Origin of the sequence: Paraburkholderia edwinii, assembly GCF_019428685.1 — a bacterium.
Classification (GTDB): domain Bacteria; phylum Pseudomonadota; class Gammaproteobacteria; order Burkholderiales; family Burkholderiaceae; genus Paraburkholderia; species Paraburkholderia edwinii.
Genome location: NZ_CP080095.1, coordinates 1,394,148 through 1,409,591, shown reverse-complemented (window position 1 = coordinate 1,409,591; position 15,444 = coordinate 1,394,148). Strand labels below are relative to the sequence as shown.

Here is a 15,444-nt window from a genome sequence, read left to right as displayed (position 1 = left end):
TTCTATTCCCCCTTCTTTATTGTGCTGTCGGCGGCATCGGCCGGTTCGCGCTGACTTGCGACCAGCGCCGCGAGCGTGCTGATCGAACGGAAGTGCTCGCGGGTGCTTTCGTCGTTGGCGGCGATCGTGAGCTGGTAATGCTTGCGCAGCACGATGCCGATCTCGAGTGCGTCGATCGAGTCGAGGCCGACGCCGTCGGTGGCGAACAGCGGCGCATCGTCGTCGATATCGGCGGGCGTCAGGTCTTCCAGATCGAGCGCCTCGATCAGAAGCTGTTTGATCTCAAGCTTTAAAGAATCCATAGTCGAACAGATGCTGGGTAATGTGGGCTTCGATTGCGCTCGTCATGCGGCGTGCCGCGAGCGCCGGCGGCATATCCGGTGCGGTGAAGACGTCGCTGCCGATCGGCGCGAGCACGTTGACGCGCATATGAAACGCACGCGGCGGGACGTTGTACCAGCGCATGCCTTTCGTAAACGCCGGCGGATCGCAGTCCATCAGCACCGGCAGGATCGGCGCACGCGTGCCGATCGCCATATGCGCGAACCCGCGTGAGAATGCATGCATGCGGTTCGGCGCGGGGCTGCGCGTGCCTTCGGGAAAAATGATCATCGTGTAGCCGTCGGCGAGCTGGCGGGCACCGGCTTCGACGAGTTCGACCGGGTCCGCATTGCTCACATACGAGGCCGCGCGCACGATGCCCCAGAAACATGGGTTGCCCCAATGCGTGCTCTTCACGACGCAGCACGCGCGCGGCGTGAGCGACAGCAGCACCATCACGTCGAGCCACGTCGGGTGATTCGCGACGACGATCGCCGGCCGCCGTGCGCGCAAGGCCTCGACGCCGGCCACGTCGAGCTTCATCACGCCAACGATGCGCAGCACCCACACGAGCGCGCGAAAGAACACGTGAATCAGTTCGGCCACGGCGCGTTGACGCGAGGCGCGATACGGCCATAGCGACGCGAGCGGAAACATCAGCAGCGAAAAAGCGAGCCCGCACAGGCCGAACGCCACGAAGCTCATGCCAGTGGCAAAGAGCCGCCAGTAGTAGTCAAGCTTCGCCGTCATGCCAGTTCCACTCCCATATCGCGGAGCCGCTTTGCCACCGCGATGCGGTGCGTCCCTCGAGACACTGCAGCAGTGCCTCGCTTTGTGTGGCGAACGCGGCGGCACCCGGTTCGCGTGCGCGTTCGCCTGTCTCTTTGCCTGCATCTTTGCCTGCGCCCGATGCCGAGCATTCGAGGCGCCCGAGTGCGGTCGACGCGTCCAGCAACACGGCGAGCGCGCCGCCCTGCACTTCGTCTTCGATCGCGCCGTACGCGGCATCCGCGGGCTCGTCCGCGTAGATCATCAGGACCGGCGCCGACGGATCTGCCTCGTACTGCGCATGCGCCTCGAGAAGCGCATAGCCGAGCGTGGCGGCACCCGCCGACACCGCGCCCGCCGCGCTCCGGTCGCCGCGCGCGATGCCGAATATGCCCGTCATCGCATTCAGTACCGACAGGCTGAACGCCGTTGGCGAAACGGGCTCGCCCGCTGTTATCGCATGCAGAATTTCCGTAGTCCGTCGCAACTCGCCGTGCCGCGACGCAAACAGCACGCGCACCGCTGCGCGATCCGCGGCGCAGTCGTGCGCGACCTTCAGCGCAACGCGCGACAGACTGCTCAGACGGCGCCGCACGATCGGCTCGATAAAGCTCAGATCGGGGGCTTTGGCTGCATTGACAGGCCAGGAAGACCAGCGAGCGACCGGAATGGTCCAGTGCAGATTGGGCATATCGGTGTACGCGCATACGGGGTGGCCGGTGCGTAGAAGGAGGCTTTGCGCGAGACATGCCGCACAAGCGCCCTTCTTCGAGGGCATTCGCTGTTCAGGGGTCCAGTTTTTTCCTGTTTAGCGAGTTATAACGGCACCGGCCGCTATTTATTTAGTACAGGGCGCTAAGGCCTTCGAACTGCTCCCTGCCGCGGTCGCCCGCGACCGGCGAATGATACGCAACATTTTTGGATAAATCAGCCCAAAACCAGGACGAACCCCTATCCGTCTCGCACACGCGACGCGTGAAGCGCGCCGCGCTTGCTTTAGCGGCGCTTTTTTCGCGAGTTTTTTTGCGGTTTTTTTTCGGTATGCCAGGTGCGTCCGGTTAATTGTCAATTCAGCCGAACATTCAATACGCATCGAAATCGCTCGAGCAAACGCATTCAGGATTCCGACACGCCTGTTGAACTGAAGACGCGTCAGAAGGATGTAATGTGCAATGAAATAGACGATTCAGCCCGGCAGACGAAAAAAGTAACGACAAAGCGGGCTGGACGCGCAAGGACGCGTGTTATAATTTGCCGCTCATTGGGGAGTAGCCGCCCCGCTCGATGTCATGCGCCATGCTTTCAGTTTCATGAAAGCGCGCACCGCACATCGCTCGCGGGGGCGTCTGTCAACAAACTTGGCCCGCGTGGCCATGGCAGACGCAGCCTTTGGCCTGGCGAGACCGATGATCCATAGCGCGCCGTGATAGGGCCCGGCGCGTCATGGGTCGTCGCTCGCTCACATCCGGCCCGAGGAAATTAGAAAAACGTGGATCAGGCTTTTCTCATCTCGACCGGTGCGGTCGCGCTCGCCGAAATCGGCGACAAGACACAACTTCTCTCGCTCGTTCTCGCCGCCCGCTATCGCAAGCCGGTGCCGATCATCTTCGGCGTGCTCGCGGCGACCTTGATCAATCACGCCGGCGCGGGCGCGCTCGGCGCATGGTTAGGCTCGCTCGTCACGCCGACGGTGATGCGCTGGGCGCTCGCCGCGTCGTTTATCGGCATGGGTTTATGGATTCTCGTACCCGACAAGCTCAGCGAAGAGGAGGCGAAAACGAACCGCACGCACCTCGGCGTGTTCGGCGCGACCGTCGTCACGTTTTTTCTCGCGGAGATGGGCGACAAGACACAGCTCGCCACGGTTGCGCTTGCCGCACGCTTTCATGATTTTTTCGGGGTCGTCGCGGGCACGACGCTCGGCATGATGATCGCGAATGTGCCGGCGATCCTGCTAGGCGACCGCTTCGCGCACAGGCTGCCGACGAAACTCGTGCATGGTATTGCCGCGGTGATGTTCGTTGTACTTGGCGCGCTCGCGCTGTGCGGCGTGGGGATTTGAGCGGCAGCCCCAGCAAACGTTACTGCGAAAGCCCCACGCTTTCGCAGTCACACCGCTTTAACATTTACTGCACCGCCTTCGCGCCCGAAGCCGGCGCGGCGGGCGCCGCGGCGCCGGCCGCGACTTCGTTCGGCGCGCCGCCCTGCCCATCGACCGGCAGCTTCACCGTACGCACCACGCCGTTGCCGAGCGGGAAATCGGCCATCGCACTGCGCGCAAGAAACGGCATCGCGTAGACGAGCGACGCTTCGTCGCCCGAGCTGCGCGCGGTCACGTTATAGACTTCCTTGCCGCTCGCACGGTCGGTGATACGAATGCCGAGCGTGTGTGTAAACACGGGGTAGCTTTGCGTCACATAACCGCCGCCGTAAGGTCCCCATGGCCCCCATGGCCCGCCGCCCCAGCCATACGGCCGGCCCCAGTAGTACGGACCCGGCCACGGGTCATAGTAATAAGCCGGCGCCGACGACACGGCCATATCCGAGCGCGTCCCGTACGCAATGGCAACGAGGTAATGCGCCCTGTCCATGTCGACCTGCCTGAACGCATGCGTCGCCAGTTCGTTCGCGACCACCTGTTCGTACGTCGAGTCTTCGAGGCTGTTCGCTTGCGAAGTGGTGCGCTGGAATGCGTAGGTGCGTGTCGCGTCGCTGCCGCCGTCCCAGTTCGAGAACGCGGTGACCTGCGTCGTCACATAAGACGTGCAGCCCGCCAGCAGCATCGCCAGTGCGGCGAACATCAGCCCGGCGTGGCGTCCCCATGAACGGGTCCTTCGATCGAGCTTCATCGTATTTCCTTTCTTTCGCTGTCGTCGCCCGCGCACGCCGCGCAAGCGGCCCTGATAATACGCTGACCCTGTCATCGCATGAAAAGTTCGAGCGTGAGAGGCCTCGTGAATCGCCTGTTCGTGCGGTGCCGACCATCTCGCACAAGCCGGGCACAGGCCGCGCACAAGCCGGGTGCATGCCGCGCGGCACACGCTGAAATGCCCGCGCCGGACGGCGGGCACCCGGGCTTCGCCCAGGGTTTTAGTTTGCTTTTAAAATGATCCGACCAGCCCGGTTCGCGCATCGCGCAAGCCGGCTTCGAGACTCTCATTTTCTACCCATCATGGCCGATACCGCTACGCCCCCCGTCATCCGCCGCGCCGATTACACGGCGCCTGCCTTTCTCATCGATACCGTCGCCCTCGAGTTCGATCTTGCGCCCGAACGCACGACCATCAGGAACACGATGCGTCTGCGCCGCAATCCGGACGCAGCGTCGAACGCCGTACGCGAGACGCACCTCGAACTGATGGGCGAACAGCTCGACTTCGTCAGCGCCGCCATCGACGGCAAGCCCCATGCCGCGGTGCGGGTGCACGAGCATGGCCTCACGGTCGAGAACGTGCCCGATGCGTTCGAACTGACGCTCGTCGGCACCTGCAATCCGGCGGAAAACACCACCCTCTCGGGGCTCTACGTATCGAGCGGCAACTTCTTCACGCAGTGCGAGGCGGAAGGCTTTCGCCGTATCACGTGGTTTCTCGACCGTCCCGATGTGATGGCCACCTACACCGTCACGCTGCGTGCCGATAAAGACGCTTATCCGGTGCTGCTGTCGAACGGCAATCTGCTCGAACAGGGCGACCTGCCGGACGGCCGCCACTTCGCGCGCTGGGAAGACCCGTTCAGGAAACCGAGCTATCTGTTCGCGCTCGTCGCCGGCAAGCTGGTCGCGCTCGAGGAACGCGTCACATCCGGTTCCGGCAAGGAAAAACTGCTGCAGGTCTGGGTCGAACCGCACGATCTCGACAAGACGCGGCACGCGATGGATTCGCTGATCCATTCGATTCGCTGGGACGAACGGCGCTTCGGGCTCGAACTCGATCTCGACCGCTTCATGATTGTCGCGGTCAGCGACTTCAACATGGGCGCGATGGAAAACAAAGGCCTCAACATCTTCAACACGAAGTACGTGCTCGCGAACCCGGAAACGGCAACCGATACCGACTTCGCGAATATCGAAGCGGTGGTCGGCCATGAGTATTTCCACAACTGGACCGGCAACCGCGTGACCTGCCGCGACTGGTTCCAGCTGAGCCTGAAAGAAGGTCTGACGGTATTTCGCGATCAGGAATTTTCGGCCGATATGGCGGCCGGCGCTCACCAGCAAAACAGCAAGAACGGTGGAGACGAGGCTGCGCGCGCGACGAAGCGCATCGAAGACGTGCGCGTGCTGCGGCAGATGCAGTTCGCCGAAGACGCAGGCCCGATGGCGCACCCGGTGCGGCCCGAGAGCTATGTCGAAATCAACAACTTCTACACGATGACCGTCTATGAGAAAGGCTCGGAAGTTGTGCGCATGTATCAGACGCTGTTCGGCCGCGACGGCTTCAGGCGTGGCATGGATCTGTACTTCAAGCGGCACGATGGGCATGCGGTCACCTGCGACGATTTCCGCATGGCGATGGCCGATGCGAATGGCCGCGACCTCGCGCAATTCGAGCGCTGGTACAGCCAGGCCGGCACGCCGCGCGTGACGGTCTCCACTGCCTACGATGCCGCGCAGCGCCGTTACCGCGTGACGCTCAAACAAGGTTACGGCGAGAGTTCGCAGGCCGCGCGCGAGACACAGAAAGGCCCGCTGCTGATTCCATTCGCGATCGGCCTGATCGGCGCGGACGGCAAAGACCTGCCGCTGCGTCTAGAAGGCGAAGCGCAAGCCCCGGCCGCAACCACGCGCGTGCTCGAATTCACCGACAGCGAACAGACCTTCACCTTCGTCGACGTCGCCGAAAAGCCGCTGCCGTCGCTGCTGCGCAATTTCTCGGCGCCGGTTATCGTCGAATACGACTACAGCGGCGATGAACTTGCGTTCCTGCTTGCGCACGACAGCGATCCGTTCAACCGCTGGGAAGCCGGCCAGCGCCTCGCGACGCGCGAACTGCTGACGCTCGCCGACCACGCGGCGAACGGCAAGCCGCTGCAGCTCGACGATGCAGTCGTCAGCGCGTTTGCGCGTGTGCTGAACGACGCAACGCTGTCGCCGGCATTCCGCGAGCTTGCGCTGATGTTGCCGTCCGAGGCGTACCTCGCCGAACAGATGGACGAATCGAACCCGGCTGCCGTGCATCGCGCGCGCCAGTTCCTGCGTCAGCGCCTCGCAAACGCGCTCAAGCGCGACTGGCTCGCGATCTACGACAAACATCAGACGCCGGGCGCGTATCAAGCCACGCCCGAAGATGCGGGCCGCCGCGGTCTGAAGAACCTCGCGCTCGCATATCTCGCCGAGCTCGACGATACGAGCGACGCGGTGCGGCTTGCGTCCGCGCAATATGCGTCGGCGAATAACATGACCGATCGCGCCGCGGCGCTGTCCGCGCTGCTGACCGCGGCCGCATCCGGTACTGGCGCCGGCGACGCGCAGCATGCGCTCGACGACTTCTATCGCCGCTTCGAAAAGGAGCCGCTCGTCATCGACAAGTGGTTCGCGTTGCAGGCGACGCAGCGTGGCACGCCGCAGCGGCCGGTCATCGATATCGTGCGCCGGCTTATGACGCATCCCGCGTTCAATCTGAAGAACCCGAATCGCGCGCGCTCGCTGATCTTCAGTTTCTGCGGCGCGAACCCCGCGCAATTCCACGCGGAAGACGGCTCCGGTTACGCATTCTGGGCCGAGCAGGTAATCGCACTCGATGCGCTCAATCCGCAGGTCGCGGCGCGCCTCGCGCGCACGCTCGAATTGTGGCGCCGCTTCACGCCCGCGTTGCGCGAACAGATGCGCCGCGCGCTCGAAAAGGTTACCGCGCAGGTGAAGTCGCGCGATGTGCGCGAGATCGTCGAGAAGGCGCTCGGCTGACAGAATCCGCACTTCCTCTGTAGTACGAAGCCGGCACAGCGTGCCGGCTTTTTTGTTTGCGCTTTTTGTCTGCAGTACCTGACCGTTGGCCATTCGGACGACTGTTCAGAGTCGCGCGCAGTCGTCAAAGTAAACGCACTCGGACAACACTTTACATTTAACGCCGTGCGTTATACGATACCTATGATTTCATCATTTGGCGACAAGGCAACTGCGCTCGTTTTTTCGGGCGGCTTCGCCCGTACACTGCCTGTCCACATTCAGTCCATCGCGCATCGCAAACTGCAAATGATCGACGCGGCAACCTCGCCGTCCGACCTGCTCCTGCCGCCCGGCAACCGGCTCGAAGCGTTGCAGGGCGAGCGCAGCGGCCAGTGGAGCATCCGCATCAACGAGCAATGGCGAATCTGCTTCTACTTCTCCGAAGGCGAAGCGCTCAATGTCGAAATCGTCGACTACCACTGATTCAAAGGGAGGCCTGTATGGTCATCAAACGTTCCGAACTCGCAAGCACGGATTTCTCGGATATCGCGACCGGCGAGCGGATCACCGCGGTCCATCCCGGTGAAGTGCTGCGCGCGGAGTTTCTCGATCCGCGCGGCATGTCGGTGAACGCGCTCGCGCTTGCGCTGCGTGTGCCGGCGCCGCGCATCAACGACGTCGTGCGCGGCAAGCGCGCGGTCTCGCCGGAAACGGCATTGCGTCTTGCACGCTATTTCGGCACCAGCGCGCTGTTCTGGATGAACCTGCAGATCGCGTACGATCTGCGCGTCACCACCGCGGAGTCTGGCGCGCAGATCGAACGCGAAGTCGAGCCGCTGCCGCCGCGCGAGCGCCCGAAGCCGCCGAAAGCGCAGCCCGCCAATGCGCGCGCCGCCGCGCTCGCGGCGAGTGCGGCCCGGCGCGTCGGCAATAGCGCGGGCGGCGGGGCTTCACGCAAGGCCTGACTGCGCAACTCGCTTCAACCGCGCTTGCAATTGCGCCTGAACCGCGCTTGAACCACACTTGATCCACGCTTGAGCCGCACCTGAAACCCCATCCGCAACCGAAGCGCCACGGCTTTCACATTTTCTTTATGCGGAATCCGGCAGGCGAGCGGGTAAAATCGATGCATTCCTGAGCCTCCCGGAGCACTGCAATGGCACTGCCACGTCGCACCACTCTCACGAAGTACCTGATCGAGCAGCAACGCGAAAACAACAATCTGCCCGCGGATCTGCGTCTTTTGATCGAAGTCGTTGCACGCGCGTGCAAGGCGATCAGCTATCACGTCAGCAAAGGCGCGCTCGGCGATGCGCTCGGAACCGCCGGCAGCGAAAACGTGCAAGGTGAAGTGCAGAAAAAGCTCGACATCCTGTCGAACGAAATTCTGCTCGAAGCCAACGAATGGGGCGGCAATCTGGCCGGCATGGCCTCCGAGGAAATGGAGCAGTTTTTCCCCATTCCGGCTAACTACCCGCGCGGCGAATATCTGCTCGTGTTCGATCCGCTCGACGGCTCTTCGAACATCGACGTGAACGTGTCGATCGGCACGATCTTCTCGGTGCTGCGCTGCCCCGACGGCCAACAGCCCACCGAACAGTCGTTCCTGCAACCGGGCACGCAGCAGGTCGCGGCCGGCTACGCCGTGTACGGCCCGCAAACGGTGCTCGTGCTGACCACCGGCAATGGCGTGAACTGCTTTACGCTCGATCGCGAACTGGGCTCGTGGGTGCTTACCCAAAGCGACATGCGCATTCCGGTCGACACGCGCGAATATGCGATCAATGCGTCGAACTCGCGCCACTGGCACGAGCCGGTGCAGCAGTATGTCAACGAATTGAACGCCGGCAAGGAAGGTCCTCGCCAGGCGGACTTCAACATGCGCTGGATCGCGTCGATGGTGGCGGACGTGCATCGCATCCTGAGCCGCGGCGGCATCTTCATGTATCCGGCCGACAAACGCACGCCCGATCGTCCCGGCAAGCTGCGGCTCATGTACGAGGCGAATCCGATGTCGTTTATCGTCGAGCAGGCCGGTGGCGCCGCGACGAATGGCGAACAGCGCATTCTCGACATCACGCCGGGGCATCTGCACGAACGCGTCGCGGTGTTCCTCGGCTCGAAGAACGAAGTCGACCGCGTGACCCGTTACCATCTGGAAAGAAAAAAATAAGTGCGGGGCTTGCCAAGCCGATAAAGAAGTCCCTATAATCGCGGTTCTCCTGATGCCGGAATAGCTCAGACGGTAGAGCAGCGCATTCGTAATGCGAAGGTCGGGGGTTCGATTCCTCTTTCCGGCACCAACAGATTCAAGCACTTAGCCCAGTCATCGCGACTGGGCTTTTTGCTTTCTGAACGTCTCTACTCCCCTCGCCACTGATCCAAAACGCCCGGCGCCAGCAACCCACTATGCGATTGCCGCGTGCCGCTCGCATCGATCAGCACCGTGCGCGGCAGTTCACCGTGCCAGGTTGAATCGAGTGCGCGGCGCAGCTTCTCCGGTATCGCTTCCGCATTCGCGTATTGCGCGACCTGCGGCGACAGATGCATCGTCGCCAATGCTTGCGCAAGCGCCTCGGCATTGTCATCTAGCGCATCCATCGCGATCATCGTCACACGCACGTCACGATGGTTCCGTTGCCATTGCATGATGCGCGCGACGTTCTCGCGACAGTAGCTGCAATCGAGCGACCAGATCTCGACGATCTGCGCCTTACCCGGTTCCGGCGCAAGCACGCGGCCGACATCCGCGGCAACGAGCGGTTGCAAATTCGCCGCGTCGGCATGCACGGGCGGCGCGCCAAGCGCGAAACACAACAGCGCCGTCATCAACGCGATCAACCGTTTCATTTATTTCTCCCCGTCGGCAGGCAACAGCATGTAGCCGTCGTTCTGCGTGCGCCACGACAGATAAACGCGTCCCGCATCTTCGATCAGTTGCGGGTTGTCGCTGCCGCCGGCCGTTTGCGCAAGCGCGCGCGGCGCGCTCCAGTGCTGACCTTCGTCATCGGAGCGGCGCACCTGAATGCGCATCGTGTCGCCGTCGAAGTCTTTCCATGCGAGCCACAGCGTGCCGCTGTTTTCGAGCAGCGCCGCGTGTGACGCTTGCTCGTCCTTGCCCGCCGTGCCGAAGGCCCACGGCGTGCCAAGCGGCTTGCCGTCTGCCGAGAGTCGCGAATAGTAGACGTCGGGGCGTCCATCGACGACGCTGAACCACGCCATATGACGCACGCCGTCGCGCGAGATCGCGAGCGACGGGCCGTGCTCAGGGCACGCTTCGACATGCCAGTTCGAAAACGTCGCGCGCACGGGCACAACGGGTTGACCGGCATCCGCGGGCAATACAGCGAGCGCGTGATCGCGAATCTGGCCGGGGAACACGTCGCGCCACATTGCCTGCACGCGGCCTTCGTTGTCGAGTGCAAGCGCGATCTTGCAGCACTCGCACGTGTGGTCGGCGATCTTGCGCTCCGGCGCGAACGACTGGCCGGCGTCGTTCGATACCGCGTAGTAGATCGCGAGGCCGTCATACGGCTTGCCGTCGCGCTTCGCCGCCGCCTTGTCGCGCCGGTCGATCCACGCGACGAAGACGCGCCCTTGCCCGTCGACGATCAGAGAATCGAACCGATGCGTGATCGCCTGGCGGTCGCGATGCACGGTAACCGGCACGGTCCATGTCGCGCCGCCATCGGTCGAGCGCGAAAAGCGGACCATGCCCGTGTACGGCTGATCGAGCGGCATCGACCAGGTCACATAAACGGTACGCGCATCGGGGCTCGTTGCGATCTTCGGGCGGTTCTCGGCGCTCGTGTAGATCGGCTCCGGCATCGCGTTGACGATCACCGGCGCGGATAACGAACGACCGCGATCGTCGGAATGCGCGACGACCACATGCTCCCCTTCCACCCACGCGACCCACAACCGGTGCTTTGCATCGAACGCCGCGCCGGTTGCGAGCGGCGTCTTCGGGACCTTCGTCTCCTGCATGCCGGTCATCGTTGGGCTGCTGCCTGACATGTCCATATGCATCATCGGCTGCGCGCCGTCTCCGGCGGCATCGCTCGCCGGGGTGTGCGCATCTGCGAATGCCGACGCGCATAACGTCAGGCACGCCGCAAGCGTCACGAACGCTTTTTTCATAGCGACCATTTGAGTTCTCCATCGATTTGCGGCGCGGACGTAGTCCACGCGATCGTGTCATTGCTGCCGCCAGATTTCACGTCGCCCGTATAGACGCCATCACCTGCGATATCGCTCCGAAATTCCTGGCTGCGATACCCATGGCGGTTGCTCCAACGATCGAGCGCCGGTCTTGCCCGAAGGCGCCCGATGATCGCTGCACGGCCCATCCGGGCGACTTGATTCGGCTGATGCGTGCGCGCGAGCGTCCTTGCATCGACGATGACGCGCGGCTCCGCGTTCGGTCGCACATCAGTCCCGGCTCCCGGCACAGGCACCGCCGCGGCGAACGGCTTCGCGGTGTACGAACTGTTCGGGCTCACATATTGCGACTGCCGGGAGTTGCTCTCGAGACGGCCGTCGAGCGTCGGCTGATACGCGAACCGCGCGATCGGGTTTCCGACACGCACCGCTTGATTAGCGCCGCCGGGTGTCTTCGCAAAACCATAAGGAGCGTCGTAATGCCGCCGGAAAAATTGCGTGTCGGGCGAGGCGTCGAGCCTTCGAGGCTTGTGTGCTGTCGCAATCCGCACGCTCGAGCCGGTCGCGTTGCCGGTGCACGGCGCGAAGACCGTCCCGGACGGCACTTCGACGTGCTCGATATCGCGAGGCGGCATCCAGGACATCGGCGACGTGCGCGACATCGGCAATGCCGACGACCCACGCGGCAAACACACAACGCTCAAACCGTGCGGATTCGACAGTGGAAGGCGGTCTGTGTAGCCGAGTTCGTCCAAGGTTTGCGATGCTGTGAAGCTGCGTGCCGCGAAAACGGAATTGCAATCGCAGGTGAAGCGTTTACGTATAGGAAGGCTCGATGCGTACTTCAACGCGTCTTCAGCCGCGACGAAGTTGCGTGCGGTGCTCCGCTTGCGACCGATCGTCGCGACGAACGCGACATGCGCGCGTGCGGCGGTGAGAGTGACGGTCTGTGTTGTCTGTGCGGCCGTCAACGAACTGTCCGAATTCGTCGTTATGGTGATAGGAGACGCTGCGCCATAAAGCGGCACGCGCGCGTCGGGCGGATGGATGTCAGTCGGGTCCGGATCGGCCGAGACAGAGGCAAAGGCGGAGGGCACAGCGAGCGCGGCCATGCAGGCAACCGGAAACGGCCGGTGCGCAGGCGGCGCAGCGAAGACGGTGCGCATAAGAGTCCTGAAATCGTGATCGGGTCGCCGCGGCGCTTTGACTTACGCCGCACGCTTGCGTCACGACAAGTGCCGGATGACGCGAGTGGACGGCAGCGCGGCAGATGGCCGGGCGGACGAACGCAGGCAGTCGCGCCGAGGCACGGTGGCGCGCGGCAAGCGACGGTTGCTTCAGATCAGCGTTTCAGGTGGGGCGCGAGGCTGGGCGACGCGGACGCTGCGGCGCACCAATACGGTTTGCGGTTCGAACGTTCGCACGTGAGCGAACGCGCGCACCGGGCTGGATACAGCTGGCAGGCTTGCGCCGAGGGTGAAGTTCGCGGCGAAGCCGGGGCAGTACACGCAGTGCGCGACGACGGGATGCGTCTTCGACGCATCGTCGTCAGCGCCGATGCGGACTTGCTGCGCGCCGGCTGCGTGACACAGTTCGACCGTGAGCGGACCGCGCGCGCTTGCGACGCGCGCATAACCGATGACCGGCGACAGCACGTTAAGTACTAACGCCAGCCATACGAGGCCGATCCAGCGTGTCGAACGTTTCATCGCTACCTGGCAAAAGTGAGCGCGCAGTATAGCAAGGGCACGAACAGCGGGTACTTGAAGCGGGATCTGAAACTGGACTTGAGGTGGGACTTAACGCGGGACCCGACGTCGAAGTGGACCTGAAGTGGTCTCGAAGTGGTCCCGAGGAAGTATTAAGGACAATCCATAAATTCTATTCACGCATCTTCAACCGCGGAACCAGTGTGCCGTTAAAGCAACAGGAAAGTGGCGAAACGCTGGTTTTCCGGTGAACCGCACTGGTGGCAAACGGGGACTGAGGCAGATAATCGATTCGTAAAGGAGAAAGTTCATGGACACGAAACCGCCGAAGATTCCGACCCCCGACAAGGTGTTTAGTCCGGATCCGGAACCCGCGGGCGTCGAATTTCTCGGGGCAGAACTGCCGGAGCACGTGCGGGCGTTTTTCGACGAACAACGCAAGTCGTGCGAACCGAAGTAACGACGAACGGGGACATCGTAACGGGTGATACCGCGCTGAAGCCGTGGCGGGTTGGGCTGCGCGCGTTCGATATCGCCCGATTTTTCGCACGTGGACGTCGGCGAGCGACTGCGTGGCGCGGTGCTGCGCCCGGCGCCCCCGCCAGACTCCGCGTGCTGTGCGCGCTCGTATCGGCGCTGACGGTCGGATTCGCTTTGGCGCTCGCGCCCGCTGCGGCCCGCGCCGATTCCGACGACACCTCGCTCACCAACCTGATTTCGCTCGTCTCGCAGCGGCTGGCGTTGGCCGAACCCGTTGCGCAATGGAAGTGGATCAATCACCGCCCGATTACCGACGAGCGCCGCGAAGCCGCGCTACTCGCCGAGGTTGCGAAACGCGCGCAGGCGGCGGGCGTCGACCCCGAGTTCGCCCGCGAATTCTTCCAGGATCAGATCGACGCGAGCAAGGACGTCCAGAACGCACTCTTTGAACAGTGGCGCAAACTGCGGCCGCCCGAAGGACCGGCGCCCGATCTCGCGACGCGCACGCGCCCGCAACTGGACCGACTCACGCAATCGATGATCGCCGCGCTCGGGCGGGTAGAAGCGCTTCGCGCCGCGCCCGATTGCCCGACGCGGGTCGCCCAGGGCGTTGCCAACTGGAAATCGCTTACGCGTTATGACGCGACGCAAACGGAAGCGCTCAACCGCGCGCTCGGGCATGTCTGCGAGTCGGGCGGAGTCGGCGCGACGGGCTAGCCGGCGTTCGCGGCGATGAATGTGGGCTCGCTGACCGTCGACTGGACGGGTGGCGCGGCCAGATCGGGCGACTGAGTCGACTCCGGCGCCCTCGACACCTGCAACGACTGCGGCAACTCGACCGGCATCACGCGCAAACCGCGCGCAAGATGCGTCTGCAGAATCCGGTACGTCGACAGCTCGAACCCTCGCGGTGTGGGTGTCTCCCCTGCAAGCAACCTATGGGCTTCCGTCGCCGATGGCGCATGGCCCAGATAGCACCAGCGGTCCACGACATGAAACGCGGGCTGCGCTTCTCCAGCGTGTTTTCCGCTCGCCCCACTCTCTTCAAAGACGATCGCGCCGCCGAACGGCCATGGCGCATCGCTCGGATCGCTTCTCGACGTGCGCGGCAACCGGTTGTGACTCGGACGCAGCGCGGCAATCCATTGCGCCTCGGCGAGCAACGCGCCGAGCTCTCCGCCCGTCGCGCGCCAGTCGACGCGCCGCACCAGTTGCGCGAGCCGCTGGTCTTTCGACGAACGCCGTTCACCCGTCAGATGCGCGCGAATCCGCTGACGGACCCGCACGCTGCGGCCCACGAACAGCGGAACGTCGTCTTCCCCGTAGAACATATAGACACCGCAGCCCGCGGGCGCCGCTTCGAGCGAATCCTCGGTGAGATCGCCGACCAGCCGGTAGCGCCGCATCGTGCGGTCAATCTGCGCACGCAGCGCGTCAAGCGGGACAAGGTCGTGCAGGCGCTGCCAGAACTGCCAGAGCAGATCCGCATCGGCCAGCGCGCGGTGCCGGTCCGACGGCACAAGCGCATGCCGCTCGACGAGCGCGTCGAGTCCGTGGCGCTTTTCGGCCGGGAAAAGCGCGCGCGACAGCCGCACCGTGCACAGCACGTCGGGATTGAACGCGAGTCCAACACGCTCGAATTCGCTGTGCAAAAAGCCCCGATCGAAGCTCGCGTTGTGCGCGACGAACAGTTTGCCGTCGAGTCGCGCAAAGAGTTCGGGCGCAATGGCATCGAAGGTCGGCGCGCCGCGCACCATCGCGTCGGTAATGCCGGTCAGTTGCTGGATAAACGGCGGGATCGGCTGCCGCGGATCGACCAGCGTGCTCCAGCGCGAAATGCCCTGCGCGCCGATTTCGACGACGCCGACTTCGGTAATCCGATGCACGCCGGTCGAGCCGCCGGTCGTTTCGAGATCGACAAACGCGATCGGCACATCGAGCGCGGCCGGCGCCGGTACCGCGAGGAACGCTTCAGACATGAATGAGAACAGGTTTAAGGTGCGGGGAGGTGCAATAAGGGTGCAGTGAGGTCCGCCCAAGTATGCACTATCACGCGTGCGGCCTGCCCGAAAGTTTCGCGTCCGCGCGGCCTCGGCGGCACGCCACGCGATCACGCGG

General features: G+C 63.6%; 16 protein-coding genes, 1 tRNA gene and 1 riboswitch. Of the genes, 8 read left to right on the top strand and 9 right to left on the bottom strand.

Going from position 1 to position 15,444, the window contains the following annotated elements; genetic code table 11:
* Window positions 1-2 precede the first annotated feature (2 nt).
* The 3 genes from KZJ38_RS06175 to KZJ38_RS06165 are packed head-to-tail and all read right to left on the bottom strand — an operon-like array spanning window position 3 to window position 1,780.
* Complete coding sequence (locus tag KZJ38_RS06175; RefSeq protein WP_075157853.1) at window positions 3-302, bottom strand: phosphopantetheine-binding protein; 300 nt, start codon at window positions 300-302, stop codon at window positions 3-5.
* Window positions 283-1,071 (bottom strand): lysophospholipid acyltransferase family protein, encoded by a 789-nt coding sequence (locus KZJ38_RS06170; protein ID WP_219799255.1) that lies wholly within the window; start codon window positions 1,069-1,071, stop codon window positions 283-285. Before KZJ38_RS06170 ends, KZJ38_RS06175 begins: the two co-directional genes overlap by 20 nt.
* Window positions 1,055-1,780 carry a beta-ketoacyl synthase chain length factor gene (locus tag KZJ38_RS06165; RefSeq protein WP_219800139.1) on the bottom strand — a complete coding sequence of 242 codons (726 nt, stop codon included), beginning with the start codon at window positions 1,778-1,780 and terminating at the stop codon, window positions 1,055-1,057. The genes KZJ38_RS06170 and KZJ38_RS06165 overlap by 17 nt, the downstream gene beginning before the upstream one ends.
* Window positions 1,781-2,340: 560 nt before the next feature.
* Window positions 2,341-2,566, top strand: a riboswitch (yybP-ykoY riboswitch).
* A gap of 12 nt (window positions 2,567-2,578) precedes the next feature.
* Between KZJ38_RS06165 and KZJ38_RS06160 the strand changes: the two genes are divergently transcribed.
* Window positions 2,579-3,151, top strand: a complete 573-nt coding sequence (locus KZJ38_RS06160) for a TMEM165/GDT1 family protein (RefSeq protein WP_219799254.1) — start codon at window positions 2,579-2,581, stop codon at window positions 3,149-3,151.
* A 64-nt stretch (window positions 3,152-3,215) separates the two neighbouring features.
* Here the strand turns inward: KZJ38_RS06160 and KZJ38_RS06155 are convergent, their stop codons facing one another.
* Window positions 3,216-3,938: a DUF4136 domain-containing protein gene (locus KZJ38_RS06155; protein ID WP_219799253.1), complete on the bottom strand. Its 723-nt coding sequence runs from the start codon at window positions 3,936-3,938 to the stop codon at window positions 3,216-3,218.
* A gap of 323 nt (window positions 3,939-4,261) precedes the next feature.
* Here KZJ38_RS06155 and pepN point away from each other — a divergent pair, with 323 nt between their 5' ends.
* The 5 genes from pepN (at window position 4,262) to KZJ38_RS06130 (ending at window position 9,279) form a co-directional block, all read left to right on the top strand.
* Entirely contained in the window at window positions 4,262-6,994 is a 2,733-nt protein-coding gene (gene pepN / locus KZJ38_RS06150) for an aminopeptidase N (RefSeq protein WP_219799252.1), read from the top strand.
* Between the two features lie 183 nt (window positions 6,995-7,177).
* On the top strand, window positions 7,178-7,459 hold the full coding sequence (locus tag KZJ38_RS06145; protein ID WP_219799251.1) for a type II toxin-antitoxin system RelE/ParE family toxin: 282 nt from the start codon (window positions 7,178-7,180) through the stop codon (window positions 7,457-7,459).
* 17 nt (window positions 7,460-7,476) lie between these two features.
* On the top strand, window positions 7,477-7,941 hold the full coding sequence (locus KZJ38_RS06140) for a HigA family addiction module antitoxin (RefSeq protein WP_219799250.1): 465 nt from the start codon (window positions 7,477-7,479) through the stop codon (window positions 7,939-7,941).
* A 191-nt stretch (window positions 7,942-8,132) separates the two neighbouring features.
* Window positions 8,133-9,149 carry a class 1 fructose-bisphosphatase gene (locus KZJ38_RS06135; protein ID WP_219799249.1) on the top strand — a complete coding sequence of 339 codons (1,017 nt, stop codon included), beginning with the start codon at window positions 8,133-8,135 and terminating at the stop codon, window positions 9,147-9,149.
* Window positions 9,150-9,203: 54 nt separating this feature from the next.
* Window positions 9,204-9,279 (top strand) — tRNA-Thr (locus KZJ38_RS06130).
* 58 nt (window positions 9,280-9,337) lie between these two features.
* Here the strand turns inward: KZJ38_RS06130 and KZJ38_RS06125 are convergent.
* The 4 genes from KZJ38_RS06125 to KZJ38_RS06110 all read right to left on the bottom strand — a co-directional run bounded on the left by KZJ38_RS06125 (window position 9,338) and on the right by KZJ38_RS06110 (window position 12,846).
* On the bottom strand, window positions 9,338-9,826 hold the full coding sequence (locus tag KZJ38_RS06125) for a TlpA disulfide reductase family protein (protein ID WP_219799248.1): 489 nt from the start codon (window positions 9,824-9,826) through the stop codon (window positions 9,338-9,340).
* On the bottom strand, window positions 9,827-11,125 hold the full coding sequence (locus KZJ38_RS06120) for a sialidase family protein (protein WP_246641655.1): 1,299 nt from the start codon (window positions 11,123-11,125) through the stop codon (window positions 9,827-9,829).
* A complete protein-coding gene (locus KZJ38_RS06115) occupies window positions 11,113-12,303 on the bottom strand; it encodes a LysR family transcriptional regulator domain-containing protein (RefSeq protein WP_219799247.1) in 1,191 nt (396 codons plus the stop codon). The genes KZJ38_RS06120 and KZJ38_RS06115 overlap by 13 nt, the downstream gene beginning before the upstream one ends.
* A 171-nt stretch (window positions 12,304-12,474) precedes the next feature.
* Window positions 12,475-12,846 (bottom strand): DUF2946 domain-containing protein, encoded by a 372-nt coding sequence (locus tag KZJ38_RS06110; protein WP_219799246.1) that lies wholly within the window; start codon window positions 12,844-12,846, stop codon window positions 12,475-12,477.
* A 310-nt stretch (window positions 12,847-13,156) separates the two neighbouring features.
* Here KZJ38_RS06110 and KZJ38_RS06105 point away from each other — a divergent pair, with 310 nt between their 5' ends.
* Window positions 13,157-13,306 (top strand): hypothetical protein, encoded by a 150-nt coding sequence (locus KZJ38_RS06105; RefSeq protein ID WP_166676390.1) that lies wholly within the window; start codon window positions 13,157-13,159, stop codon window positions 13,304-13,306.
* Between the two features lie 152 nt (window positions 13,307-13,458).
* Complete coding sequence (locus tag KZJ38_RS06100) at window positions 13,459-14,043, top strand: chorismate mutase (protein WP_219800138.1); 585 nt, start codon at window positions 13,459-13,461, stop codon at window positions 14,041-14,043.
* Here KZJ38_RS06100 and KZJ38_RS06095 read toward each other — a convergent pair.
* A complete protein-coding gene (locus KZJ38_RS06095; RefSeq protein WP_219799245.1) occupies window positions 14,040-15,305 on the bottom strand; it encodes an exonuclease domain-containing protein in 1,266 nt (421 codons plus the stop codon). The genes KZJ38_RS06100 and KZJ38_RS06095 overlap by 4 nt on opposite strands.
* Between the last annotated feature and the right edge of the window lie 139 nt (window positions 15,306-15,444).